This window comes from Bradyrhizobium sp. Pha-3 (assembly GCF_042258325.1).
Lineage (GTDB): Bacteria > Pseudomonadota > Alphaproteobacteria > Rhizobiales > Xanthobacteraceae > Bradyrhizobium > Bradyrhizobium elkanii.
Genome location: NZ_CP170151.1, coordinates 3,788,661 through 3,813,992, shown reverse-complemented (window position 1 = coordinate 3,813,992; position 25,332 = coordinate 3,788,661). Strand labels below are relative to the sequence as shown.

General features: G+C 63.8%; 25 protein-coding genes. 5 read left to right on the top strand and 20 right to left on the bottom strand.

What is annotated here, in order from left to right; translation table 11 throughout:
* Nucleotides 1-56 precede the first annotated feature (56 nt).
* The 3 genes from ACE10X_RS17540 to ACE10X_RS17530 are packed head-to-tail and all read right to left on the bottom strand — an operon-like array spanning nt 57 to nt 3,480.
* The gene (locus ACE10X_RS17540) at nt 57-1,367 is read right to left on the bottom strand and encodes a tetratricopeptide repeat protein (RefSeq protein WP_375764407.1); all 1,311 of its coding nucleotides are present in this window, start codon (nt 1,365-1,367) and stop codon (nt 57-59) included.
* Entirely contained in the window at nt 1,364-2,239 is an 876-nt protein-coding gene (locus tag ACE10X_RS17535) for a glycine reductase (RefSeq protein ID WP_375764406.1), read from the bottom strand. Before ACE10X_RS17535 ends, ACE10X_RS17540 begins: the two co-directional genes overlap by 4 nt.
* Complete coding sequence (locus ACE10X_RS17530) at nt 2,236-3,480, bottom strand: MFS transporter (RefSeq protein ID WP_375764405.1); 1,245 nt, start codon at nt 3,478-3,480, stop codon at nt 2,236-2,238. Before ACE10X_RS17530 ends, ACE10X_RS17535 begins: the two co-directional genes overlap by 4 nt.
* Nucleotides 3,481-3,618: 138 nt before the next feature.
* On the opposite strand from ACE10X_RS17530, the gene ACE10X_RS17525 reads away from it, so the two are divergent.
* The gene (locus ACE10X_RS17525; protein ID WP_375764404.1) at nt 3,619-4,494 is read left to right on the top strand and encodes a helix-turn-helix transcriptional regulator; all 876 of its coding nucleotides are present in this window, start codon (nt 3,619-3,621) and stop codon (nt 4,492-4,494) included.
* 180 nt (nt 4,495-4,674) lie between these two features.
* A complete protein-coding gene (locus ACE10X_RS17520) occupies nt 4,675-4,797 on the top strand; it encodes a hypothetical protein (protein ID WP_304499659.1) in 123 nt (40 codons plus the stop codon).
* 31 nt (nt 4,798-4,828) lie between these two features.
* Here ACE10X_RS17520 and ACE10X_RS17515 read toward each other — a convergent pair whose 3' ends face one another.
* From ACE10X_RS17515 to ACE10X_RS17470, 10 genes are all read right to left on the bottom strand, one after another.
* On the bottom strand, nt 4,829-5,821 hold the full coding sequence (locus ACE10X_RS17515; RefSeq protein WP_375764403.1) for a formate dehydrogenase subunit gamma: 993 nt from the start codon (nt 5,819-5,821) through the stop codon (nt 4,829-4,831).
* Nucleotides 5,822-5,862: 41 nt separating this feature from the next.
* Nucleotides 5,863-6,459 (bottom strand): formate dehydrogenase FDH3 subunit beta, encoded by a 597-nt coding sequence (gene fdh3B, locus ACE10X_RS17510; protein WP_375764402.1) that lies wholly within the window; start codon nt 6,457-6,459, stop codon nt 5,863-5,865.
* Between the two features lie 12 nt (nt 6,460-6,471).
* Nucleotides 6,472-9,414, bottom strand: a complete 2,943-nt coding sequence (locus ACE10X_RS17505; protein WP_375764401.1) for a formate dehydrogenase subunit alpha — start codon at nt 9,412-9,414, stop codon at nt 6,472-6,474.
* 2 nt (nt 9,415-9,416) lie between these two features.
* Nucleotides 9,417-9,635: a twin-arginine translocation signal domain-containing protein gene (locus ACE10X_RS17500; protein WP_028345027.1), complete on the bottom strand. Its 219-nt coding sequence runs from the start codon at nt 9,633-9,635 to the stop codon at nt 9,417-9,419.
* Between the two features lie 29 nt (nt 9,636-9,664).
* A complete protein-coding gene (locus ACE10X_RS17495) occupies nt 9,665-10,444 on the bottom strand; it encodes a Cro/CI family transcriptional regulator (RefSeq protein ID WP_375764400.1) in 780 nt (259 codons plus the stop codon).
* Nucleotides 10,445-10,572: 128 nt separating this feature from the next.
* Complete coding sequence (locus ACE10X_RS17490) at nt 10,573-11,193, bottom strand: DUF3306 domain-containing protein (RefSeq protein ID WP_375764399.1); 621 nt, start codon at nt 11,191-11,193, stop codon at nt 10,573-10,575.
* Nucleotides 11,190-11,705 (bottom strand): DUF3305 domain-containing protein, encoded by a 516-nt coding sequence (locus ACE10X_RS17485; protein ID WP_028345030.1) that lies wholly within the window; start codon nt 11,703-11,705, stop codon nt 11,190-11,192. The genes ACE10X_RS17490 and ACE10X_RS17485 overlap by 4 nt, the downstream gene beginning before the upstream one ends.
* Nucleotides 11,702-12,709 carry a DUF6352 family protein gene (locus ACE10X_RS17480; RefSeq protein ID WP_375764398.1) on the bottom strand — a complete coding sequence of 336 codons (1,008 nt, stop codon included), beginning with the start codon at nt 12,707-12,709 and terminating at the stop codon, nt 11,702-11,704. The genes ACE10X_RS17485 and ACE10X_RS17480 overlap by 4 nt, the downstream gene beginning before the upstream one ends.
* On the bottom strand, nt 12,706-13,245 hold the full coding sequence (locus ACE10X_RS17475; RefSeq protein WP_038381926.1) for a DUF6505 family protein: 540 nt from the start codon (nt 13,243-13,245) through the stop codon (nt 12,706-12,708). The genes ACE10X_RS17480 and ACE10X_RS17475 overlap by 4 nt, the downstream gene beginning before the upstream one ends.
* Nucleotides 13,242-13,997: a biotin/lipoate--protein ligase family protein gene (locus ACE10X_RS17470; protein WP_375764397.1), complete on the bottom strand. Its 756-nt coding sequence runs from the start codon at nt 13,995-13,997 to the stop codon at nt 13,242-13,244. The genes ACE10X_RS17475 and ACE10X_RS17470 overlap by 4 nt, the downstream gene beginning before the upstream one ends.
* A 152-nt stretch (nt 13,998-14,149) precedes the next feature.
* On the opposite strand from ACE10X_RS17470, the gene ACE10X_RS17465 reads away from it, so the two are divergent.
* Entirely contained in the window at nt 14,150-16,120 is a 1,971-nt protein-coding gene (locus ACE10X_RS17465; RefSeq protein WP_375764396.1) for a 4Fe-4S binding protein, read from the top strand.
* A 16-nt stretch (nt 16,121-16,136) separates the two neighbouring features.
* Complete coding sequence (locus tag ACE10X_RS17460; RefSeq protein WP_375764395.1) at nt 16,137-16,415, top strand: hypothetical protein; 279 nt, start codon at nt 16,137-16,139, stop codon at nt 16,413-16,415.
* Between the two features lie 65 nt (nt 16,416-16,480).
* On the opposite strand, the gene ACE10X_RS17455 is transcribed toward ACE10X_RS17460, so the two are convergent.
* Nucleotides 16,481-17,773: a c-type cytochrome gene (locus ACE10X_RS17455; protein WP_375764394.1), complete on the bottom strand. Its 1,293-nt coding sequence runs from the start codon at nt 17,771-17,773 to the stop codon at nt 16,481-16,483.
* A gap of 286 nt (nt 17,774-18,059) precedes the next feature.
* Between ACE10X_RS17455 and ACE10X_RS17450 the strand changes: the two genes are divergently transcribed.
* Complete coding sequence (locus ACE10X_RS17450) at nt 18,060-18,299, top strand: hypothetical protein (protein WP_375764393.1); 240 nt, start codon at nt 18,060-18,062, stop codon at nt 18,297-18,299.
* 126 nt (nt 18,300-18,425) lie between these two features.
* On the opposite strand, the gene ACE10X_RS17445 is transcribed toward ACE10X_RS17450, so the two are convergent.
* The 6 genes from ACE10X_RS17445 to ACE10X_RS17420 form a co-directional block, all read right to left on the bottom strand.
* The gene (locus ACE10X_RS17445) at nt 18,426-18,620 is read right to left on the bottom strand and encodes a hypothetical protein (RefSeq protein WP_375764392.1); all 195 of its coding nucleotides are present in this window, start codon (nt 18,618-18,620) and stop codon (nt 18,426-18,428) included.
* Nucleotides 18,621-18,762: 142 nt separating this feature from the next.
* On the bottom strand, nt 18,763-20,010 hold the full coding sequence (locus ACE10X_RS17440; protein ID WP_375764587.1) for an acyl-CoA dehydrogenase family protein: 1,248 nt from the start codon (nt 20,008-20,010) through the stop codon (nt 18,763-18,765).
* Between the two features lie 68 nt (nt 20,011-20,078).
* Entirely contained in the window at nt 20,079-21,758 is a 1,680-nt protein-coding gene (locus ACE10X_RS17435) for an AMP-binding protein (RefSeq protein ID WP_375764391.1), read from the bottom strand.
* Between the two features lie 111 nt (nt 21,759-21,869).
* Entirely contained in the window at nt 21,870-22,544 is a 675-nt protein-coding gene (locus tag ACE10X_RS17430) for a GntR family transcriptional regulator (RefSeq protein ID WP_229189506.1), read from the bottom strand.
* Between the two features lie 130 nt (nt 22,545-22,674).
* On the bottom strand, nt 22,675-24,216 hold the full coding sequence (locus ACE10X_RS17425; RefSeq protein ID WP_375764586.1) for a sugar ABC transporter ATP-binding protein: 1,542 nt from the start codon (nt 24,214-24,216) through the stop codon (nt 22,675-22,677).
* The gene (locus ACE10X_RS17420; RefSeq protein WP_375764390.1) at nt 24,213-25,331 is read right to left on the bottom strand and encodes an SMP-30/gluconolactonase/LRE family protein; all 1,119 of its coding nucleotides are present in this window, start codon (nt 25,329-25,331) and stop codon (nt 24,213-24,215) included. The genes ACE10X_RS17425 and ACE10X_RS17420 overlap by 4 nt, the downstream gene beginning before the upstream one ends.
* Nucleotide 25,332: the final 1 nt, after the last annotated feature.

The window sequence follows — 25,332 nt, the reverse complement described above, 5'->3', positions numbered from 1 at the left end:
ACCGCTTCGCCATTTCGGATCGCTTGACCAGTGCAGGTCCCTAAACCAGGACAGGTTCAGATCCCCGCGAGCGGAACGCCGCTCGCCGCATTCTGCGATCGTCGTGACGCGATCAGCCGCCGCGCCTCGTCGGCTCGACCACTGCGCAGCAAGGCGCAAGTCACGGAATATTCCAGCAGGTCGCGCTGGGCGCGGCTGCCTCCAACCCTTTCATGGGTTGCCAGGACGGGCCTTAGCTCATCGACGACCCGTGTCCAGTCGCCTTTGGCCAAACCATCGAAGCCGCGCGCGATGGGCACCACCATGTCCGCGGCGGGTCCCTTCGGGTTCTCGATGATCCTCGCTAAGGCCTCCGCGTCGCCGGCCATTGCAAAGGCAAGCGCGCTGTGCATGTCGGCAAAGATGATCCCCGAGTTGGGAAACCACTTCGCCGCATACTGGCTGATCTCGCTCCACAGTTCCGGATGTCGCGGCTCGCCCGCCATCTCGGCGCGCGCAAGGAACGACGCGCAATCGGTGAGGACATTGATTTGCGGCCCCCACGAGCCGCCGGGATGCAACGCCTCACGATAGATCTTCCAGGCTTGATCCCGCCTGCCGGTCTCCAGCGACCACAGGGCAAGATGCCAACTGATATGGCAATGCAGTTGCCCCTCGCGTGGGTAGGCGGCGTTCCATTGATCGAGGTAAGCCAGCCCCTCCTCGCGCTGTCCTTTCTCATAGAACAGATGGGCCTTGATATGCGCAGCGTGAGCGTTGCGGGGACAACCGCGAAGTGCGGTCTCGATATTCCTGAAACCACTGTCGAGCCTGTGCAGCTCGATTTCCGCAAATGCGAGCACCGTTCGAAACCACCAGTCATCGCCGTAATGGGTTGCCAGCGGCTCCAGCATCGCCAGTTGCTCGATCTCGCGGCCGGACTTGCCCGAGAAGCCGATCAAGCCGAACACACCGGTGGCCGGTGCCAGCACCATGGCATCGCGCGGCCAGTGCTTCATATGTTCGGCGATCGCCGAAACCGCCGCAGCGCCTTGACCACTCAGGATCCTGGCAAAGATCGCAATATGACCTTGCTCGCGCGAAGTCGTAGCCGGCGCCAGCGCGATCGCGCGTTCGAGCGGCGCTTTGGCTTCGTTGCCGCGACCGAGCAGTTGCAGGGTTCGCGCAAGCGCGATGTGCGCCAGAGCAAAACCTTCGTCGGCGGCGATCGCGTCGCGGAATGCCTGGTCAATTCCCGAGCCGGCCGCGAGCAGCTTGTCGACGCCGGCGACATATGCGTCGCGGGCGGCGGCAGAGCTTGTGCTCAAGGGGTTACCGTAACGGTCCTCAAGAACGCACACCCGATTTCCCATCGAACTCTCGGTCATTTTGATGACACTCCCTCCATGGAAACCTGCTTGGCATCGGCTTGCCGCTGGCGGCGCTCATCACCCAGCTTGAGCAGCCGCTCTCGATCCTCTGGATTTACTCTTCCATACCGGGGCCGCCAGAGGGAACCGTCCTCCTTCCACGCAAATGGCGCTTTCACAGTCGTTCGCGGCGCCGTCGCCGTGTCAAAAAGGGCGAGCGCCTGGCGCATGATTTCGCGCTGCATGTCCGGTCGCCAGGGATGCCCGCAAGGATTGCCCAGCGGGAAATCCGTGAAATAGAACCGCGGCACGCCGCAGTGCTCCACGACATCCTGCGCCGAGCCGATAATGACCGTCGGAATGCCGTTCGCTTCCAGATGCCGGGCCACCAAGCTTACGGTCTGATGACACACGGGGCAAAGGGGGCGAAGGATCGCAGCATCCGCCGCGTCTTTTCGAACCCGTGCCAGGATTTCAGGTGCATCCTCCGCGTTCGTTTTCCGTTGGCTGTATTCTGTTGGCACGCCGTGAAAGTGTCGGGTCAGTCCGACGAGGGCGCCTTCGCCGACCAGTCCGAAAGCGGCTTCTACCGGCAAGAAGCTGCCGGGATCATTGGTGTGGGTCGATTCCTTGTCCCAAGCAACGTTGTCGGTAAACAGCTTCCTGGGCGGCGGCGAAACCGCACCTGACCACACCCGCTTCACGCCGTCAAAATCCGGCGGACTGGCCGTGGTGGTCAGTGCGATACGCAGGTCCGATGATGGTTTGGCAGGTTTGGTGAAAGGGACATCATCAAAGCTCGCCCAGACATAGTCGTTGTCGTAACCAAGGGCACGGTAATATTGGCGCGTTCGCTCCATATATTGAACCGGGGTTTCCGCTACGCTCATGTGGGTTCTCCTCGAGACGCTAACTTGGTCGTGCGGCGGGCCGGTATTGAAAAGCCGATGAGGGCCAGCAACGCGCCGAGCAGTGGCACGAACGACAGCATCAGGACGGTCGACCAGCCGAAGGACGACAGCAGCCCGCCCGAAAGGAAGGAGCCGACGGTCATCGTGCCGAAGACCACGAAGTCATTGAGCGACTGGACGCGCGCTTTTTCCTCGGGGCGATGGCACTCCAGAACCATCGCCGACGCGCCGATGAAGCCGAAGTTCCAGCCGATCCCGAGCAGGCTCAGCGTCGCCCAGAAATGCACGACATCGATCCCGAGCAGACCCATCGACGAAGCGGCCGCAATCAGCACCAGCCCGACCGCGACGATCGCGGATGCGCCAAAGCGCGTGATGAGGCGGCCCGTCCAGAAACTCGGGGCGTACATCGCGATGACGTGCCACTGCAGACCGAGATTGGCCGATTCCTGAGGCAGCCCGCAGAGCTTCATCGCCAGCGGGGCTGAGGTCATGAGGAAATTCATGAGCAGGTAGGAGACGACCCCGCAGATCACGGCCAGGATAAAGCGCGGCTGCCGGGCAATGACAGCGAGCGGCCTTCCGGCGTTGAGATGCGTTGCAGTCAGCGGAGGAAGCGCAACGCCCGCCAGAATAACCGCGGAGAGCGCGGCAACCGCCGCCTGGCCGACAAACGTCGCAGCAAAAAGGTACGGCGCCCACAGGTTCATGGTGTGCGTCACAAGCTGTGGACCGATCACACCGGCGAACATACCGCCGGCCATCACGGCCGAGAGCGCGCGCGGACGCCGTTCAGGTGCTGCGCAATCGGCCGCTGCAAAGCGGAAAGAGAGCACCACGGCCGCGTAGACGCCGCCAAAGAAGGTCCCTGCGCAGAAGAGCGGGAACGACGCGTTGAGTACCGCGAGGAGCGCAATCAAGCCCGCGAGGACGCCGCTGCCTGCACCGAGCAGGAATGTCGTGCGCCGGCCATAGCGCTGCGCGACAACGCCCGCCGGCAGCGTGCACAGAGCCATGCCCACGACAAAAACCGAGACCGGCAGCGTCGCAAGTGCCTTGGTGGGCGCCAGCATGTCGCCGACCACGGCACCGGTTGCATAGACGACCGTGGAATTGGCGCCTGCGAGGGCCTGGGCGACGGCAAGCCTTGCGACATTGCTGCGCTCTCGGCGAATAGCGGTCGGCGCCTCATGGCTGGGAGCGGAAAAATTGAAATTCACGCTGCGGCTTGCTCCGCCGTTAGATGTCCGTCGACGAGACGTCGCTGATCAGACCGGTGGCGGTCCACCGGGCCGTGGATCACGACGTCGGAGTTAAGGAGAAATCGCTGGACTTTTCCTTCTACAGATTGCCAATTTATGTCGATGAAACGTCACCTTTCGCCAGGGAACGCCGGCTGGAAGACGGTCGATGCCCCGCACGGCCTCGGATCGCCGAAACCCTTGATCGTTCGGGTGCAGTCCCTTCCCGCGAGGAGCTACTTCGCCGAGCACAGTCACAGCTGGAATCAGCTCGTCTACACGATCTCAGGCGCGCTCACCGTGAACGCGGATGGACGGAGCGTCGTCATTTCTCCAGAACAGGCCGTCTGGCTGCCGACCGGTACGAAGCATTCGGTCGACTCCCTGATGGGAGCGGAATTCCGCAGCCTCTGGGTCGCCAATGCTGCCAGCCAAGGTATGACTTCCGGCACGACGGTCATCCATGTGTCCCCGCTCCTGCGGACTCTCATCGTGGAAGCCGCGTCGCTGAAAAGCGAGGATCGTCACTACGCCGCTCGCGTCATCGCGCTCATCCTCGATCAGTTGCGGCGGGCGACGCCGATCTCGGCAGCGTTACCTTGGCCCACCCACCCGGGCTTGCTGGCACTCTGTGAAACCCTCTACGCCGATCCCGCGAATCCTCGCCACGCCGAGAGATGGGGGCGTGAGATAGGCATGTCGCCGCGAACCTTGACGCGGCACTTCGAGCGCGAAGTCGGCATGAGCTTGCGCGCATGGCGTCAGCGTCTCCGCCTCTTCAAGGCTATCGAGTTGCTAGGCAGCGACCTGCCGATCACGGAGATCGCGTTGCGGCTGGGTTACTCATCGGCCTCAGCATTCATATTCATGTTTCGCTCTGAATTGCGCATTAGTCCCTTGCAACATCGACGCAATCTAGGCCACGCGGCCAGCAGAGCGACTTCATCAAGGCGTCGACCCGGACCTCAAGATGCGCCCCACCGGTCGCGCTGACCCTTCAGCCCCAGGGACTCGCTGGAAAACCGTAGTTCAGCGGAAGTGGAAATGAGCGGCGGAGAGCGACTCGAACCCGACGCTATTTTTTGTCCGCAGTTTGCACACGGACAGCGCTGTTCGCGACGCGCCATCTTGTGTAGACTTTCACGGCATCCCGATCAGTTTGGGAGAACGACAATGAAAGTCTTCTTGCTCGCCTGTGTCGTCGCCATCGTCATGGCGGCGATCGGGGCGTTGGCGCTAAACCGCGTGCAAGAGCCCGTCGCACAGGCCTTTGCGACGACGGGCGTACGGCTGTAGCGCGTCCGCGTCGAACGGCCGCGCGCCCCGCCTACTCCGCCGCGGTGACGGAGGGCTGGGGTCGGGCGTCGCGCGCATTCTCCTCCTCAAGCCAGAGGCTGTGGTGCTCCCTGGCCCAATTGACATCGACGGTGCCGCTTCCCATCGCCTCGAACGCGCCTTCCATGCCGATCGTGCCGATATAGATGTGCGCCAGCATCACTGCCGTGAAGAGCACTGCGACGATGGAGTGGACGATCTGCGCGAGCTGCATCCCTTCGATGCCCGACAGGTAGAACGGGAACATCAGCGCATATCCCGTCGCTGCCACCAGACCTCCGCCGATGACCACGATCCAGTAGACCGCCTTCTGGCCGGCGTTGAAACGATAGGCCGGCGGGTGATCGTGCCCGACGATGCCGCCGCCGCGCTTGATCCAATTGACATCCGCCCTGTTCGGGATATTGCCGGCGATCCACATCAGGAAGATCAGCACGACGCCAATGGTGAACGGGAAGCTGAGATAGTTATGAACATACTTTGCCCATTGCGACCATTCGGAAAACGCCTCGTGGCCGATCAACGGCAGAAGCAATGGACGTCCAAAAGTGACGTTCAATCCCGAGATCGCCAGAATGATGAAGCAAGTCGCCGTCATCCAGTGCACGAAGCGCTCGAACGCACTAAAGCGCACGATGGTCCGGCCCGAACGCCCGCTCTGCAACCGCACCATCCCGCGGCTGAGATAGAAGATGACCAGCGCCGCGAGCATGCCAAGGATCGCGATGCCGCCGATCCAGCGCAGCGTCACGTTCCGGAACTCGCGCCATTCGCGGCCCGCCGGCTGCTCGAGAACCCCCGAGCGCTGGTCGGGAATGCTGACGCGTCCCTGCACCCGGTTCAGTTCCTGCAGCAGCTGCTGCTCCTTGACCGCGCTCGCGGTCGGGTTGACCTGCTGGGCCATGGACGGGGAAGCCGCGGAGACGAGCAGCAGGAGTCCAGCCACGCCAATGACGAGCCGAACAAATCGTGCAAAACACGCCATAAGGTCCTCCCGATATCGACGCGACCCGCGCCAGGTCGTCGTCAGGACTCGATCGTCTCGCGATAGGCGGTCTTCCAGCCCCATGCGCCCGAGCCGTAGCCGCGCTTCAGCACGCGCTCCTTATAGATCTGCGCAATGATCTCGCCGTCGCCGGCGAGCAGCGACTTGGTCGAGCACATTTCCGCGCACAGCGGCAGCTTGCCTTCGGCAAGCCGGTTCGCACCGTATTTCTCGTATTCTTCCTTGCTGCCATCGACCTCGGGGCCGCCGGCGCAATAGGTGCACTTGTCCATTTTTCCGCGCGAGCCGAAATTGCCGACCTTCGGATATTGCGGCGCGCCGAACGGACAGGCGTAGAAGCAGTAGCCGCAGCCGATGCAGAGATCCTTGGAGTGCAGAACCACGCCGTCGGCGGTGGTATAGAAACAGTTCACCGGGCACACCGCCGCACAGGGCGCATCCGTGCAGTGCATGCAGGCCATCGAGACCGAGCGTTCGCCCGGCTTGCCGTCGGCGATGGTGACGACCCGGCGGCGGTTGATGCCCCAGGGGACCTCGTGCTCGTTCTTGCAGGCCGTGACGCAGGCGTTGCACTCGATGCAACGGTCGGCGTCGCAGAGAAATTTCATACGTGCCATCGTCGTTGCTCCTTATGCCGCCGCGATCTGGCAGAGAGTGACCTTGGGCTCCTGCATGCCCGTCGCGGGATCGTATCCGTAGGTGGTGATCGTGTTCGCGCTTTCGCCGAGCACGATCGGATCGGTGCCCTTCGGGTAGTTGCCGCGAAGATCCTTGCCCGCAAGCCAGCCGCCGAAATGGAAGGGCATCCAGGCAACGCCCTTGCCGACGCGCTCGGTGACAAGCGCCTTCATCCTTGCCCTGGAATTGTTCTCGGCGCCGGTGACCCAGACCCAGCCGCCGTCCTTGACCCCGCGATCGGCGGCATCGGCAGGATTGATCTCGATGAACATGTCCTGCTGCAACTCGGCGAGCCACGGATTTGTGCGCGTCTCCTCGCCGCCGCCCTCATATTCGACCAGCCGGCCGGACGAGAGGATCAGCGGGAACTGCTTTGCAATACCCTTCTCCACCGCGGCCTTCTGCACGGAGAATCCGATATTGGGCACCCGGAACTGCTTGGCGTCGGGCAGCGTCGGGTATTTGGCGACGAGATCGACGCGTGGCGTATAGATCGGCTCGCGGTGAACCGGGATCGGATCCGGCAAGCCGAAGGCATTCATGCGCGCCTTGCCGTTGCCGTAGGGCACGCAGCCATGCGCCAGCGCGACGCGCTGAATGCCGCCCGACAGATCGAGCGACCACGACACCGTGTCCGGATTGGCCGGATTGATCTTGTTGATCACGGCCATTTCCGCTTCGGTGAGCTCGCTGTCCCAGCCGAGCTTCTTCAGGCTCGCCAGCGTGAATTCCGGATAGCCATCCTGGATTCCCGACCCCAATGAATAAGAGCCGTCCGCGAGCAGGCTCACCTTCCGCGTCGTACCGTCCGGCAGCTTCTCCTCGCGCTCGACGCCGAACCGCGGCCGGAACGTGCCGCCGCCGTCCATCACGTGCAGATTGGTGTTGTAGAGCAGCGGCGTGCCGGGGTGCTTGACCTCGGGTGATCCCCAGCACGGCCAAGGCAGGCCGTAATAGTCGCCGCCAACCTCGGGATCGTCCTTCGGCGCCCGCATCGTCAGCATGTCGAACTTCGCCTGGTTCTTCATGTGCGCCTTGAGGCGCTCGGGCGATTGTCCGCAATAGCCGGTCGACCAGCTGCCGCGGTTCATCTCGCGCAGCACGTCCTCGGCCTCCGGCAGGTTGTTCTCGACCTTGATCTTCTTGAACATCTGGTCGGCGAAGCCGAGCCTCTTCGCCATCAGATAGATGATCTCAAGATCGTCCTTCGACTCGAAGATCGGCTTCACGATCTGCTCGCCCCATTGCAGCGAGCGGTTGGAAGCGACGCGCGAGCCCTTGCACTCGAACTGCGTGGCGACCGGGAGAATGTAGACGCCATCCGTGCGTCCCGCCTCGACCGCGAGCGAGGCCCAGGTCGTCGGATGCGGATCGGCGATGACGAGCAGCTCGAGCGCCTTCAGGCCGTTAAGGGATTCAGGGATACGGGTGATGCTGTTGGAGGCGTGTCCCTGCACGAACACCGCCTTCACGTTGTCCTTCTGGGCAACCTGCTCCTTCGGCAACGTCACCGCTTCGAACCAGCGGGTCAGCGGAATGCCGGGGGTTTCCATGATCTGCTTGGAATCGAACCGCGACTTCAGGAAGTCATAGTCGACCTCCCAGACCCGCGACCAGTGCTTCCAGGCGCCCTCGGCGAGGCCGTAGTAGAACGGCAGCGTGACGATATCGAGCCCGACATCGGTCGCGCCCTGCACGTTGTCGTGGCCTCGGAAGATGTTGGCGCCGGCGCCGGCCTTGCCGACATTTCCGGTCATCAGCAGCGCGATGCAGCTCGCCCGCACATTGGCGGTGCCGACGGTCTTCTGCGTCTGGCCCATGGCCCAGATCAACGTTGCCGGCTTCTCGGTGGCGAACATCTTGGCGACGCGCTTGAGCTGCTCGCCGGGAATCCCGGTGACGCGCTCGACTTCCTCAGGAGGCCATTTCTCGACCTCCTTCTTGAGGTCGTCGAAACCGTAGACGCGCTGCCGGATAAACTCCTTGTCCTCCCAGCCATTCTGGAGGATGTGCCACATCATGCCGTAGAGCACCGGAATGTCGGTACCCGGCCGCATCCGCACATATTCGGTCGCGTGCGCGGCGGTGCGCGTCAGGCGCGGGTCGATAACGATGAAGTTGGCCTTTTGCAGCTCCTTGCCCTCGAGCAGATGCTGCAGCGAGACGGGATGCGCCTCGGCCGGATTGCCGCCCAGGATGACCTGCGTCTTCGCATTGCGGATGTCATTGTAGCTGTTGGTCATCGCGCCGTAGCCCCAGGTGTTGGCGACGCCGGTGACGGTGGTTGAATGGCAGATGCGGGCCTGGTGATCGGTATTGTTGGTGCCCCAGAACGCACCGAGCTTGCGGAACAGGTAGGCGCCTTCGTTGGTCATCTTGGCCGAGCCGAGCCAATAGACGGAATCGGGACCCGACTTCTCACGTACAGCCTGAAACTTGTCGCCGATCTCGTTGATCGCGGTGTCCCAGGAGACGCGGGTCCACTGCCCGCCCACCAGCTTCATCGGATAGCGCAGCCGCCGCTCGCTGTGCACGAGCTCACGCACGGAAGCGCCCTTGGCGCAATGCGAGCCGCGATTGATCGGCGAATCCCAGCTCGGCTCCTGGCCGATCCATACCCCGTTCAGGACCTCGGCCGTCACCGTGCACCCAACCGAACAATGCGTGCAGATACTCTTGCGGACGGTCGCGCCCGCCGTAAGCGGACCGGCCACCGCGGCTTCCGCCTTGCGCACGCTGCCGAGCGGCAAGGTGCCGAACGCGGCGAGCGCGCCGCCGGCTAGACCGGATTTGCGCAGGAAGCTGCGGCGGTCGAGGCCACCGGCCCGATCTGCGGGGAAACTGGCGGCAGAGCCTTGGCGCAGGGAACGCTGGTTTGTTCGCTTGATCAGCACGGTCAACCTCCCTTGGCCGGATAACGATTGACGCGGTAGAAGGCCTTGACGTGATCGGTTTCCTTGTAGCGCGCCTTGCGCTTCTCATCGTTGGTTTCGCTGTCGGCTTGCGCCGCCCCGACCAGCGGCGTTGCGAGTGTCGCGCCGGCGCCCACCGTGCCGACGCCGACCTTGCGCAGGAAATCGCGGCGCCCGACTGTGGTAGTCCTGTCTTCACTCATCGCATCTCTCCTGGACCTGCGGATGCAGGTCAGTTCGCGAACGTGAATGCTTCTGTCTCGATCTCGATAAAGGCGCGACCAAGCGCACCGACCGTACGATAGAAGACGGCGCTCTCCGCGCGCTCGATGTCGGCGAACAGCCGCCCCATCCAGGACGCGACGTGTTTGCCGAAGAAGGCGCGCTGCGTGTCGAAGGGCGTCGGGAAACGGCCTCCCGCGAAGCCTGCCATGATCTCGCACAGGATCGCCGCGTGATCCTCCGGCTCGGAATTATTCGCGATGCGCTCGATGCCGGACGCAGCGAGATCGGCACGCAGACGCGACAGCGGCCGCTCGTTGAGAAAGCCGGTCAGATAGTAGGAGGCGTAGGGCAAGAGCTCGCCGCGGCCAAGACCCGTGAACAGATCGAAATATTCGCGTTCGACCTTGGCCGCGACTGCATTGGCGGCGGATTCAGCCAGCGCGGCATGCGCGCGCCCGAGCGGGGTCGCATCGACGGTCAATGCAGCCAGTTGATCGAGCAGTTTCTTCGATGGTGCGGCGGACAACAGCGCCGCGAGCAGCAGATATTCCTGCGCACGTGCGGCATCGACAGAATCGATCGGCTCTTCGGAGAGGAGCGGCTCGCCGTACAGATCAGGCCGCAAATTACCGCGCGATATGCCGGTGGCGGCTTCGACAGCGATCACCCGTTGCGCGGGCACCTTGCTCCAGTTCGAAACAGAGGGCTGGCTGATGCCGATTTTGCGCGCAAGCTCCGCAACGCCGCCAGCGGCGTCAATGGCTCGCTCAAGGCCAGCATCACGCACGTGGACCTCCATCCAAGTCCCGTCTGCTGATTTTGCTTTTGTTACAAAGCGCTAACGAAGCCTAGTCCCGGCCCAACAGGGGGTCAATCGGCGCCATAGTCTGAGGCTATGGCCTTTCGTCGCGGTCCCTAGCGGGGCAGCGCACTGCCGTGCGTGCGGCGCTCAACCGACGGCCGTTCGCTTTCGGTGCTGTCGGCGACCGTTCGTTGCGTTGCAACAGGATCAGGTGCGGATCCCGTGGTCGCGGCTTCTTCGGCCGCGATGCCCGGCAACTCGACCTCGCACAATTCCTGCGAAGAATCCGCGACTTCAACCGGAGGCTCAGGCAGCGCCTCGACCGGCTTGCTGAGGCCGCCGACGATCCTGTCGATGAGCGCGGCCAACTCTGGCTCGGAGCAATCCAGGGGGCCAAAACCCGGCATCGCGGTCGGGTCGTTGAAGTCCCACGCATTCTCGGCAAGCCCGACAAAATCGCGGATGACGGGATCGGCGCTCCAGGCGCGACGAAGCGCCGCACGCGTCAACTCCTGCGGAATTCCCTTGCGCAGGAATGCCGTGATGTCGGTCGCCGACGTGATCGAGTCGATCGAAGGCAGGCTCGAAAGGTCGAATTCCGCGTCGTCGTCGTTCACGACAGGCGGCGGCATCGACTGCATGTCGTCGCGCATGGCCGGGTCCGGCTGCGTGGCGTTCGCCTTTGCCTCCTGCTTGCGACGGGACCAGCGCGCCAGGAACTTGTCCTCACTCATTCGTGTCCGCCTTCATGCTGCCGGCGCGCGAGCGCCTCCGGATCGGCCTGCCGTCGCTTGCGCTTGAAGAACTCACGTTCGACGTGGTGCTCGGCAATGAAGCTTTCAATCTGCTCACGCAGCATCTCCGGCATGGGGACGGCCTCGACCAGATTCGCACCGGCCTCCGTGAACGCCTCCCCTTCCGAAGGATCGGCGGTCGCGGCAGCCACCGAATAGGGCCAGGCGCCTTCCGCCGGCGACAATACGGTCCAGATGCCCGGACTGCCCGAGGCGAGATTGTCGCGGTAGCGCGCCGTCTCGGAACCATAGAGATCGACCGTGGCGCTGCCGGCATAAAACAGCGTCGTCCCGTTCTCTTCGCGAAGCACGGTCCAGGGTTTGGTATCCGGTTCGTCAGGCAGCACGGCAACCGCACGCCAGACAAAGTCGGTCCACGGCGAATCCGCCTGGTGCCGCTCAACCACGACGCCGACGGGAACGCGCACAAGCGGCAGCGCAGCCGGGCTCATGTCGCCATCTCCAGATGTTTGACCGGCAGCCCCGTCAACAAATTCTGCGGCTTCATCCGGAGCTTCTGATCGGCGTTCATTGACAGAATGAGATAAACCGGCTCGCCCCGCATCTCGTCTGCGGCCGCGCTCGTGTCCGCAAATGTCAGACGGAACAATGAGAGCACGCGTCCGGCGCTGCGCTCGTCGAGTTGCTCGCCGTGCCAGAGACGGTCGCCGAGCCTGGTCGCGTCGGCGTCGAGCCCGACATACCAGGTGAGACGTGCATCACGCAGCTCGCGCAGCGGCTCAATACTGACGTCGATCCCGAGCAGATGGGAGATCCAGCGCACCATCGCCTGCGCCAGCGCTGCCGGCCCGCGGCCGCCTGCGGTGAGGTCGAATGCCATATCGAAATGGTCGCTCCGGCGCCAGTAATCGCCGGCATTGTCCTCGCGCAAGACGTCGAGCTCGGCATCGGTCACCGCCCCCAGCATCGACATCAGCGAGAGCACCGGGGTCGGAGTCTGTCCACCGACGACCTCTTCATCGCCAAGCAGCAGGGCCTGCTCCTGCGGCAGGATGCGCTGCGGGCGGAAGAACAGCTCGGCTGCGCGCAGCACGAACGGATCATCGCAGCCATCGAGCGCATTGCGCAGGATCACATGCACAAGCTGATTGACGAACAGGGGCGGCAAGTCGTTCGTCCCGGACCGGACGGTTGCAAGATAGGCCTGCTCCAGCGTCGGATGCCGCACAAGGAGATCGCGGAAGGCAAGCACGAGCCGCCAGTTCTCCCGGGCATCCGCATCGACAATCGCTTCAATCTCTTCCGTGCCGACCGGCTTGCGGGGAGAAGCGAGCAGCGCGCGGTGCAGCCGCCGCTCGACCGGGCATGCTTCGTCCGGCGGAATCAGCTCCGGACGAACGAAATAGGCCTTCAGGAACTCGTCGGTGACGCAAAGCCTGCCGTTCTCGTCGCGATCGAGCAGATGGTGGCCGCACGCGATCCAGAAATCATTCATCGGTGCTGCGACTCCCCGCGCATATCGGCAAGCTTGAGATCAGCGTCGGGCTCGACATCGTCCTCGACTTCCATGAACGAGAACGCCTTGCTGTGTCCCTGACCCTGGCGCAGTTGCAGCCTGCGGAACGATTCCCGGACTTCGCTGTCGCTCACCGAACGGTGAACGGCAATGAGCGAGCTGACCGGATGGTTGCAGAGCGACCGCGCGAAGGCGACCTCCTCCTCCGCGGCCGTCCGCGCGGTTGCCAGATCCGGCGCACCGAAACGATCGATCAGTTGCCTCGCGAGGCGGTCGATCAGCGCGCTGCAATCGTTCTCGGTCGCAGGCACAATCTGTACCAGCGTCGACCAGCCCCAGGATTGCACCCCGAGGAAGCCACTGCGGAACGCGACGCGCGCCTTGCCGGTCAACTTCGTCGGATCCTGATCGCAGAAGCGGAAGGCACCGGAAACGGCCCATTCGCCCGGCTCGGCCGCCACATCGAATACGAAGGTGTCGGAGGGGTCGAGCGCGATGCTGCGGAGCAGTTTCATAGTCGCGGCCCTCCGAGCTTCGGATCGAACCAGGACGGCGTTCCGAGCGCCTTGACGAGCACGCTGCGTTCAATCCTGTCGGCTCCGACGCGGCGCGTGAGGAGATCGCCGCCGTCATCGATCCGCAGCACGGTTCGCCGCTCGCGGGGAACCCGGCTGAGATAATCCCGCGCGAGGCTGCCAAAGCCATCGGTCTGCCAGCTATCGATCGCCCGCATCAGGTGCCGCGCAAAGCTCTCGGTCACCTGCACGGCTCCCGCTTCGCCAAACCCCTCTTCATCCAGTGCGGACGCGAGCGGATGGACGCCCGGTCCCTGATCGGCCATTGCGACCGTCCGGATCATGGCACCGAACACCAGCCAGGCAGGCGGCTCGTCCTCGCGCGCGGACGTCGGCCATCCCATCCGTCCGCCGCCGACCAGCCCACCGTCGATCACGACGGCGTCGGGCCAGCCGATCGCGACCGTCTTGTGCGGCGGCGCATAGGCGCGCAGAGCGTCGGTGAGCGCGACCATGCCCGCATAGAAGACGCGCCGCGCGGTGCCCAAAGGCTCGCCCGGCTCGAGCACCACGGCGAATTCGGCAAGATCGAACCGCCCGACGCAGACCAGCGTGCCGGCACCGCTTTTAGGTGCAATGCGGCAAGCGTGAGCAAAGGCGTCTCCGCTCTCACGCAACCGGACGAGCGTGAATGGCGGCGGCAGATGGATCGCTTCCGCCACGGAGACGCGGCTGGTCGGGGTCGACCGCAAGGGCCGTCCTCCACTTTCCTTTTCCTTCCGATAGTGAATATCTATACGAGGTGAAGGAATGGCGCGAGTCCGCAAGACGGCGCCGCACCCGCGGAGGGATCGACCTGGAGCAGCCAGCGAAGACCGTTCTGATCTGCTCGTGTGAAGACACGATGCGCCCTGACGTGGCCGCGATCCAGCAGGGCTGTCCCAACTGCGAGATCAGGAGCCATCGTCATCTTTGCGGCGCGGAGCTCGAACATTTCCGCGCCGCCGCAAAAGTCGACGGCCCGCTGATCGTCGCCTGCACGCAGCAGGCCGGCCAGTTCACCAATGAGATGGGCGAACGCCCTGGCCCGATCAGCTTCGTCAACATCCGCGAGACGGCAGGCTGGTCGCGCGACGGCGCGAATGCGGGCCCGAAGATGGCGGCGCTGCTTGCGGCGGCGGCGATTCCCGCACCCGACTATCCGCTGGTCACATTGTCGAGCGACGGCATCATCCTGATCTATGGGCGCGACGAGACCGCGATCGAGGCCGGCCGGCTGCTGGCGGACCATCTCGACGTCACGGTCATGCTCAGGAAGCCGGCAGACGTCGTGCCGCCTGCCGCGGCGGTGTTCCCGATCGTGAAGGGCACGATCCGCATCGCGCGCGGGCATTTTGGCGGCTTCGAGCTCACGATCGACGACTACGCGCAGCCACGCCCCTCCTCGCGCGCCCGCTTCGAGTTCGAAGCCCCGCGCAACGGCGCGATCTCGCGCTGTGACCTCGTGCTCGACCTCTCCGGCGAGCCGCCTCTGTTCCCGGCACACGATCTGCGGGACGGCTATCTCCGTGCGGATCCGAGGGATCCCGCGGCCATGCTGCGAGCGGTGCTTGCGGCCCGCGATCTCGTCGGAAGCTTCGACAAGCCGAGATATGTCGACTTCACACCCAGCCTCTGCGCGCATTCGCGCTCGAAGCTGACCGGATGCCATCGCTGCCTCGATTTGTGCCCGACCGGCGCGATCACGCCAGACGGCGACCATGTCGCAGTCAATTCGGAGGTGTGCGCGGGTTGCGGGCAATGCGCGGCCGCCTGCCCCACGGGAGCGGCATCCTACGCGCTGCCACCCGCCGATACCCAGTTGCAGATCCTCCGCGCCATGTTGCGCGCCTATCGCGAGGCCGGCGGAACGCATCCGGTCCTGCTGCTGCACGACAGCCAGCACGGCACGCCGCTGATCGATGCGCTCGCCCGCCATGGCGACGGATTGCCGGCCAATGTGCTTCCCCTCGCCGTCAACGAGCTGACGCAGATCGGCCTGGAAGCCATCATCGGCGCCTTCGCATATGGCGCGGCTGCCGTGCGGCTCCTGCTGCGCGCCAAGCCACGACACGACGTGACCGGATCGTTGCAGACGATCCGGATGGCTGAGACCATTCTTTCCGGACTCGGATTTGACGGTCGCCGCGTGAGCACGATCGAAACCGACGACCCCGACACCCTGGCCGAGCAACTGACAGGGATTGGCCCCCTCGCCGGCCTCGACAATCCCGCGACTTTCCTGACGGTCGGCAAGCGCGGCGATCTGCTTCGCTTCGGCTTGAGCGAACTGCATCGCCTCGCCCCCAAGCCGGTCGACGTGATCGCCTTGCCCGAGGGTGCACCTATCGGTGCGATCACCGTCGATGTCGGCGGTTGCACGCTATGCCTGTCCTGTGTTTCGGCCTGCCCAACCGGCGCGCTCCGCGCCGATCCGGACCGCCCCGTCCTCAAATTCGTGGAAGATGCCTGCGTGCAGTGCGGTCTGTGTCAGAGCACCTGTCCTGAAAAAGTCATCAAGCTCACCCCGCAGATCGACTTCCGGGCAAGACGCGCGCCGGCGCGGGTGCTCAAGGAAGAAGAACCGGCGCTGTGTGTTCGCTGTGGCACGCCCTTCGGCGTCAAGAGCACGATCGATCGGATCGCGACCAAACTCGAGGGACGGCATTGGATGTACCCTGCCGGGGACCGCCGGACCGAGACCTTGCGGATGTGCGCCGATTGCCGGGTCATTGTCATGAGCGAACAACAGTTCGATCCGATCCAGGACGTGCCGGAACGCGCGCCACCACGGACGACGGATGACTACCTGCGTCAACGCGAGAACAAGGACTAGCCGCATACCTCGATTCATGATGGTTCTGTCGACGTGCCTTGTCACCACGGTCCTCTCCGGCACGGCCGTCGAGGCAGCTCTTACGAAGGCGGAAAAGGTTGCCCTCAAGCAGGCGGTCGTCGCCTGCAAGGCCGAGGCGAAGGGCAAGAAGATCAAGTGGCTGTCACGCCGCAAATACGTCAACCAATGCGTCGTGACAGCGCTCAAGGAACATCCCAGCATCAATATCGCCCGCATGCTCAAGGAGAACCCGGAGCTGACGAAGATCCCGGTGGAGCAATGGCCGGGGTATTAGAGCCTCATATCGCGGCTTGACGCCTTCGCTTGAGGACGCCGCAAGGCGGCTGCCGCCAAATCGAGCTATTTCGACGTCGCACGCGCCAGGAAGTCCGTGAGCGCGCGGCGATCCTCGGCCGAGCCGATGTGCTGCTCCGGCATCTTCGTGCCGGGCGTATAGGCGTTCGGCCCGATCTCGAACAGTTTTGAGACGGTCTCCGGCGTCCAGACGATGTCCATCGTCTTGAGTGCGTCGGAGAAGCGATAGCCAGGCAGCGAGGCGATCTTCCGGCCGAACAGTCCGGCAAGCGTCGGACCGGCACGCTGCAGCTCCGTCTCCGACAATGTGTGGCAGGCAACGCAGGCCCTGAAGATTTCGGCGCCGTGATCGCCGGCATAGGCGGCGAGCGGATCCGCCGGCGTGCCCATCAGGTTCGATCCGATCGCCGCGCCGGTCAGTGCATTCCAGCGCCTGATCTTGCCGTCGGCGCCGCCGGTCAGGAGCGTCACGCCATCGGGCAGGAATGCAACCGACCAAACCGGCCCGCCCAGCCCGGCAAGCGTGCGCAGCACGCTGCGCGCCTTGCGGTCGACGATCGCCACGGTGCCGTCAATTGCCGCCGCGGCGATCAAGGCGCCGTCATGCGAGACCGCCAAGGCGACGATCGGCGTGGTACCGGCCATGACCTCGGCGCCTGCCTTGCCATCGGCGGACATCATGCGCAGCTTGCCGTCCGCTGCGCCGGTGACGATTTCGCCATCAGGCGAGATCGCCACGGCATTCAGGGGCGACGGCACCGTGACGATCTCGGCGCTGCCGTCCGGCAGGCGCCAGATCCGCACCGTCAGATCGTAGCCCACGCTCACCAGCGATTGTCCGTCGGCGGCAAAGGCCACGCCATTCACGTTTTGCGAGTGGCCTTGCAGCACCCGCGTGCCCCCGTCGGACAACGACGAAATCCGCACGGTCTGGTCCCACGAGGCCGATGCGAGCCGCGATGCATCGGGCGAAACGGCGAGCCCGACGATGGGTCCGGTATGGTCCGCGAAAACCCGGTCCGGCTGGGGCCGGCCGGACGTCCAGATCGCAATCTGACCGTCCGCACCAGCCGTTACCATCCTTCCATCTGTGAGGAAGGCAACTGCGTTCACCGCACCCGAATGGAAGCGAAGGACCTGCTCCGCAGACTCGGTTGCCAGCGACCATCGGATCGCCGCAGTGTCGAAGCTGCCCGACAGAACCGTCTTGCCATCGCCTGAAACGGCGATCGCGCGGACGGGTCCGCCGTGTCCGGCCAATTGCGCCTGCGCGGGTTGCAGCGCAAGAAGCAACGATGCCGTCACAAGGAACGTGGCGAGACGCAAGGTCAAATCCATAGCCGTCGGCGACACTCGCAGCGAAGCCCGGTGCCATTCTGCCCGGTTCTTGCGGCACAGCCAAATGCCCCCTGGCGTCCATCGGCTCCCGCCGGCAATCGTTCTGCGGATCGAACGTGTTCGTGGCCGACAGATCTGGCCTCTGGCAAGAACGCCCCCATTTGATTCATTGATCCAGCTCAATGAGGGGAGCTCATACTCGGTTCCAGGTGCGACAAGCGGCGCCTTGAAAGACGGTCCACGCGGTCGCAGTCTTGGCAAAGGCGCCTCACAATCGAGGTCGAACATGCAAATACATCCGAAAGCATATCTGCAGTTCATCTCGCGCTTTTGGCACTTTCGCGTATTACCGCCGCGAGATCGCAATCCCGCCAGCCGGGACGCGTCGCCACTGCTGATCTACATCGTTGCCGTCTTAGCGCTCCTTCTGGCGATCCTGATAGTCGATCGCCACCGTGCGTCGTTTCAATTCCCGGGAGATGTCGGCGATCCCGCTGGGATCAACCCGATCTTCATGAGTTTTTGAAACACAGCCCGCCAGGGGACGGTTGTGCACGCGGACAAACCATCCGAAGCGTCGAACTGTTCGACGCGGGACGAATTTCCCGACCCGTTGATCTGGACTCGTTCAGATGCGGCGGCACTCGTCTCTCTACTGCTGTGCTCCCCTCGGAAACACCAGCGATCGATCTTCGAAATCTTCGACCGGCAGTTTGTCTGGTTCTTGCACAGTGGGCATCCCCGCCACCGGCGTGCGGCTCACGGACGATGGATGCGATCTCGGGACATTCGTCGCGGCCACAACAAGCGCGAGGGCGGTCAGGCCGGCGATCATCAGGAGCTTCATGCGAACCTCCGTTGGTTCTAAGCGAGTCCGATCCCTGACTAGTGCAGAACTCGCAGTCCTCCTGTGAGACCGCTCACATCTCTCCTTTTGTTGATCAGCGCTGGAGCCGATGACCTCCGGCTCCAGCCCCTTCCCAACGCGCCTATGGCAGATCTTTCGGGCGCGGCCACAAGCCGCCTTCGGACCAGGATTCAGATTCATCGGGCGACAGCGGATCCGCGCCACCGCCGGTTCGTGCGGGATCGACATTGAGCCATCGGCGCAATTCGAGCTTGCCGATCTGGTTGCGGTGGACCTCGTCGGGGCCGTCGGCCAGTCGCAACAAGCGAGTCGTCGCGAGTGCTGCCGAAAGGAAATGGTCGTTGTTGGTGCCGCCTCCCCCGAACGCCTGTATCGCCCAGTCGACGATGGTCTGCGCCATGTTCGGCGCGACGACCTTGATCATCGCGATTTCCTGCCGCGCCGCCTTGTTGCCGACCGTGTCCATCATGTAGGCCGCTCTGAGCGTCAGCAGCCGCGCCTGATCGATCTTCATGCGCGCCTCGGCCACGCGCTCGAGCGTCACGGTTTGCTCGGCAAGCGGCTTGCCAAAGGCGACACGTTTCAGCGCGCGCCGGCACATGCGCTCGAGCACGCGCTCGGAGAGGCCGATCAGCCGCATGCAGTGATGAATGCGTCCGGGTCCCAGCCGCCCCTGCGCGATCTCGAATCCACGCCCCTCACCGAGCAGCATGTTGGCGGCCGGCACGCGTACATCGGTGAATATCACCTCGGATGCACGATCCGGTACGCCGTAGAAGCCGAGCACAGGCAGCGAACGGACGACATGCACGCCGGGCGTCTCCTTCGGCAAGAGGATCATCGACTGACGCTTGTGACGATCCGGATTGTCCGGATCGGTCTGCCCCATGAAGATGATGATCTTGCATCGCGGATCGGTGGCGCCGGTGGTGTACCATTTGCGACCGTTGATCACGTAATCGTCGCCATCACGGACGATCGAGCTGGCCACATTGGTCGCATCGGACGAGGCAACGTCGGGCTCCGTCATCGCAAAGGAAGAACGGATCTCGCCGGCCAGCAAGGGCTTCAGCCAGCGTTCCTTCTGCGCCTCCGTACCATAGCGCAGGATGGTCTCCATGTTGCCCGTGTCAGGGGCACTGCAATTGAAGACCTCGGGAGCAAGATGCGAACGTCCCATGATCTCGCATAGCGGGGCATATTCGAGATTGGTCAGCCCGTCCTCGTGCGCGGGCAGAAACAGGTTCCACAGGCCGGCCTGTTGTGCGAGCGGCTTCAGTTCCTCGACAACCGGGTGCACAGCCCAGGGCCCAAGCCGCTCGGCCTCCTGATAGTATCGGCGCTCATTCGGGTAGATGTGCTCCATCATGAAGCGCTGGAGACGCGCGGCCAGTTGCTGGCTGCGTTCGCTTTGGGTGATATCCACGTAAATTCTCCTTACCGGCCGCGCAGGCCGTCCCTGAGCGTGTTTCGGGTGATTTTTCCGGATTCCGTCTTCGGCAGATCGTCCAGCATGCGAATGTCGACCGGGCACTTGTAGGCCGCCAGTCGCTCGCGGCAAAAGCGCGAGAGCGCGGCGACGTCGATCACGGTGCCGGGTTGAGCGGAGACGAAGGCGACCACCGTCTCGCCGCGATAGGGATCCGCGGCGCCGACGACGGCTGCTTCGCGCACGCCCGGAAAGCCATAGATCACGTCTTCGACTTCACGCGGCCAGACCTTGAAGCCGGAGGCGGAGATCATGTCCTTCTTGCGATCCACGAGGTAGAACCAGCCGCTCTCATCAAAGAAGCCGACGTCGCCGCTATGCAGCCAGCCGTTGGTCAGCACCTCATCGGTTTCCGCCGGCTTCCTCCAGTAGCCGGCCATCACACCTGAGCCACGCACAACCACCTCGCCATGCGCGCCGGGTCCGAGCGGGCGGCGCTCGTCGTCAACGACGATTGCATCGACGCCCGAAGTCGGCCTGCCGATCGACAGCGCGCCTGAGTCAGGATCGACCGGAATCCGACCTTCGTTGGGCGCAAGATGGCTTGCAGAGGTCAGTTCGGTCATTCCATAGGAACTGCGGATCGCCCGTCCAAACCGTCTCGCAAAGGCATCGATGACCGACGGCGCGATAGGTGCGCCGCCGGAATAGATATGTATGAAGCTTTCGAAATGCCGGCTCGTCGCGTCAGCCTGGTTCATCAGAGCAATGTACGCGGTGATGGCACCGACGATGAATGTCGGCCGCCATTCAAGGAAGGCATCGAGCGCGACCTGGGGCTGGAAACGATAGGTCAGCACCATCGCCGCACGCGCGGCAAACGCCGCGACCATCTGGATCTCAAAGCCGGTGATGTGGAACAGCGGCGCGACGCCAAAGATGCGCGACATGCCAGTCAATTCGAAATGATCGCAACAGATCAACGCGGTCGCCACCAGATTGCGATGCGTGAGCATGGCGCCCTTTGGAACGCCCGTAGTTCCGGAGGTATACAAGAGAAGGGCGATGTCGTCGGACGTCAGAACCGGTGCCGGTGGAGCGGGAGCATTTTCGGCGAAAACCGTCGCCAGCGCCTGGGCCGGCGGAGCTGCGCCCGGCACCGGCAACACCCGGACATCGTTTCGCGTCTGGAATTCGCCAGCGCCGGTCCAGAACACAAGCTCGGAATCGACCGAACCGGCGGCCGGGAAAACATTCTCCCATTGATCGTCGTGGCAGATCACAGCCTTCGGATCGCAATCTCCGAACAGCTTGCGAAGCTCCGGCGTGCGGTACATCGGATTGAGGCTGACGACGATGGCCCCGACCTTCCAGGCCGCCACGCTGACGATGACGAACTGCGGCACATTCTGAAGAATGACGGCCACCCGATCGCCGCGCCCGACTCCTTTTTGCGCGAAACGCGCAGCGAGCCGGTCGCTGAGCCGATCGATATCGGCATAGGTCTGCGTCGCATCGAAATAGAACACCGCCGGCGCCTCGCGCGGCGCGGCACGAAACAGATCAAGCGCCGTCCGCCTTCCGGGATCGGGCGGAGCGACCGACGCTTCCCCGAGCCGCGCTCGCAGCCGGCCCGCAGCTTCCTCGTAGGCGCGCGCACGCGGCACGGAATCCAGGTCGACGGTCATGGCCGCTTGCCACCAGTGTCGCAACGATGGCAGCCCCGTCCGGCCCGGCGGCCGCTATAGCCCGCCGCCACCTGGCGCAGCAGGAACCGTGGCAAAAGACGTTCGCCGCCACTACTCATTGGCACTTTTTCCTCGATAGACCGAGCCGAGACGCGCATGCGGTAGCGCGGCACGGCTTGCAAGGGGCGGTTGGGCCGCCCCACTCTCTTTTGCTTGAATCACAACGCGCGTGCGCCGGATGTGGAGGCGCACCAGCACCTGCGCAGCTTCGACATCGCGCGCCCGGATCGCGTCCATGATCAGGACATGCTGGGGATCGGAGAACGGAAATCCGTCCTTGGCGTAGGTCTCGCTCACAAATTGCCGCCGGAAATGCTGCGTGCTGTTCCAGAAGCGTTCGACCATCGCGAGCAGTTGCGGCATCCGCGCCCGCGAATAGGTCCGTAGATGAAACTCCCGATCAAGCTGGATGTATTCCTCGAGCGTGGTGACCTGCTCAAGTTCGCGCACAATGCGATCAAGCGTCTCGATATCCTCGTCGGTCAAGTTTGGCACGCTTTCGCCGATGGCGAGCGGCTCGACCGCTTCACGGATCTTGTAGATCTCGATCGATTCTTCCGAATTGACGTCCGCAATCCAGGCGCCACGGTTCGGCGCCATCACGACGAGCCCCTCGTTCTCGAGCTGCTTCAGCGCCTCGCGCACGGGAATGCGGCTTGCTCCGAAATGGGCCGCAAGGAGCTCCTGCCGAATCCGCGTGCCTGGCCGCATCTCGCCGCTCAGCACCGCGCTGCGAATCTCGCTTGCGATCCTCTCGCTCATCAGGCGACGGGACTCCGGATCGTCCTCATTGCCGTCCCGCGTCATGTCCTTCCAATGGGGAGGCCGCTGATAAGGACTCATGAAAGGCCCTCCTTCAATGAATGGCCGCGTACATGATCTTGTCCTCGGTCGCATCAGCCCGAGCCATTTCCTCGACGATACGTCCGCCGCGAGCGACCAGGATCCGATCCGAGATAGCCAGAATCTCCGGCAGATAGGAAGAAATAACGACAACCGCCTTGTTCTCGCGCGCCAGCCTGCGAATCGCCTCGTGAATTTGTGGAATGGCGCTCACATCGACACCGCGCGTCGGTTCGTCGAAGATAACCACCGTAGGCTCCTGGGCCAGAGACTTTCCCACCACGACCTTCTGCTGGTTGCCGCCAGAATATTCGACAATTTTCAGCGTCCGCTTCAATGCGGAGATCGAGAGCGCCGAGATCCATTGATCGGCGATCCGCTTCATCTCGCGCGTAGAGTAAAGGAACCGCTTGACGCGCGGCGACGACAGATAGCCAAGATAGATATTCTGATCCACCGTCATCGTTTCGAAGAAGCCGTCGACCTTGCGGTCCTCGGTGATATAGGCGATTCCGTCGCGCACCGCCTGCCGCGGCACCCGGTAGCGGACCGGCTTGTCCCGCAGATAGATCATCCCGCCGCGCAGGAAGTTGCGCTTGCGCGCGCCGCTGACGATCTGCGCGATCTCGGAGCGTCCTGCCCCGACTAGCCCGAAGATGCCGACGACTTCTCCGTTGAATACCGAGAACGACATGTTCTTGACGATGCTGCCCATCGTCACGTTCTCGACCGAAAGTACCTTCTCACCGCGGGAGGCATGCGGCTTCGGCGCATCCGGATCAGCCCCGTGGGTCGCGTACTGCGCCGCCGTTTCGTCACGGCCAACCATCATCCGCACCAGCGCGTCACGCGTGACGTCCTTCGCCGGCACGGTGGCGACCAGCTTGCCGTCGCGAAGCACGGTGATGCGATCCGCGATGTTCAATGCCTCTTCCAACGCATGCGATATGAAGATAATCCCGGCGCCCTTCTCTTTCAGGGTGTTGAGAAGGTGGAACAGATGTTGGGTCTCTTCAGGGGTCAGCGATGCGGTCGGCTCATCGAAGATGAAGACCTGGGCGTTGTGGCGAACCGCACGCACGATCTCGACCATCTGCCGCTTGGCCGTTCCGAGATTCTCCACCAGCACCAGCGGGTCGACGTTGAAGTTCATCGATTGCAATGACTGGGTCGCCGCGATGTTGATCTTGCTGTAGACCGTGACCCATTTCTCCATGCCGAGTTCAAGGTTCTGCGCCACCGTCATGGAGGGGACCAGGCTGGATTCCTGGTAGACCATCGCGACCCCACCCTCGAGCGCTTCCTTTGGCGACGCGAACGAAACCTTGCGCCCCTGGATCAGGTAGTCGCCGGAGGTCAGCACGATCGCACCGGCGATCGCCTTGCAGAGCGTCGATTTCCCCGCGCCGTTTTCCCCGAGCAACGCGTGGATTTCGCCCGGCCGCAGATCGAAATTGACAGCATCGATCGCGTGCAGACCGCCATAGACCTTGCTGCCATTGACGATCTGCAGCAGCGGGGTCCCTGCCTGTTGTTCGGCCGGCATGGCGTTCATCCTTCTTGCATGCCGCGGCCAGGCGGCAGTTCGACGAGGCAATCGCGTCCCTTGGACACCGCCAGCACACGCGAGCCGATCGGGCGCACGGCGGTTATTCCATGAACCCGACCATCGACGCGGCTGTGCAGCGTCTCCGTCGCCACGCCCCTGGCGTCGAGCCGGGCGACGAGGCCATAGGAACGCGGCGGCGCCCACGGCTTCTGGATGCCGAGTTTCTTGATGCGGCCGATCTGGGTCGGTTCGCGCGGATTGAGGCGACCATCCAGTGCCGGCCCGATCCAAAGCTCCGGTGGTACCGTCCGCATCATCTCTTCGCAGAATGCCCGCTCGCGCAGCACGAATTCGGTCAATTGCGTGCGCAGCGCGAGGAAGGCCATCCAGACCTCACCATTCGCGCCTCGGGCAAGACGCGCCGGATAGCCGGTATGATTCTTGACGATCACGCGCTTGTCGTCACCCGCGCGTGAAAAAGCGGTCAAGCGGTGGGCCCAGGATTCGGCGACCCAGACCTCCTTGCCGTCACCGGATACGACCAAGCCGAGCGGCCATGCGAGCTTGTCCGCACGCACGCTCGCACTGCCGAGCGAGGAATTGCAGGCGATGAGCCGGCCCGACGGGGCGCGGTTCTGCATCAGGTCGGTCAGCCAATGCTCCGGCCGATTGTTTCGCGAGCCGTCGGTCAGGTAGATCGCCCCGTCCGGCGCGACCGTCACCGACAACGGACAGGCAATCTTCTCACCGCCGACGCTTTCGAGCTTGCCGATGATCTCGCCAGCCTGCGAAAGCGCCACCAGCCCCACGCCGGAGACGCAGGCGAACAGCCGGCCGTCCGGCGTGCAGGCCAGCCCGCCGACCGCGCCGTCGAGCGTCGCGAACGCCGTGCGCCTGTTGAAATCGTCCCCCGTGCAACGCAGGACGCGGTTGCCGGTCGAGACGTAGAGCGCGCCGTCCTGCCCGAGCGCGATGTCGTCCGGTCGCTCGATCTCATCGCCGAGCTGTCGGGCCTGATCGAGCCGCTGGTTCGGGGAGAAGGCGCCGTCGAGCACCGGAATGCCGTGAACTTCTCGGTTCGGTGACAGCACGCGATCGATGATATCGCCAAGCAGAGACATG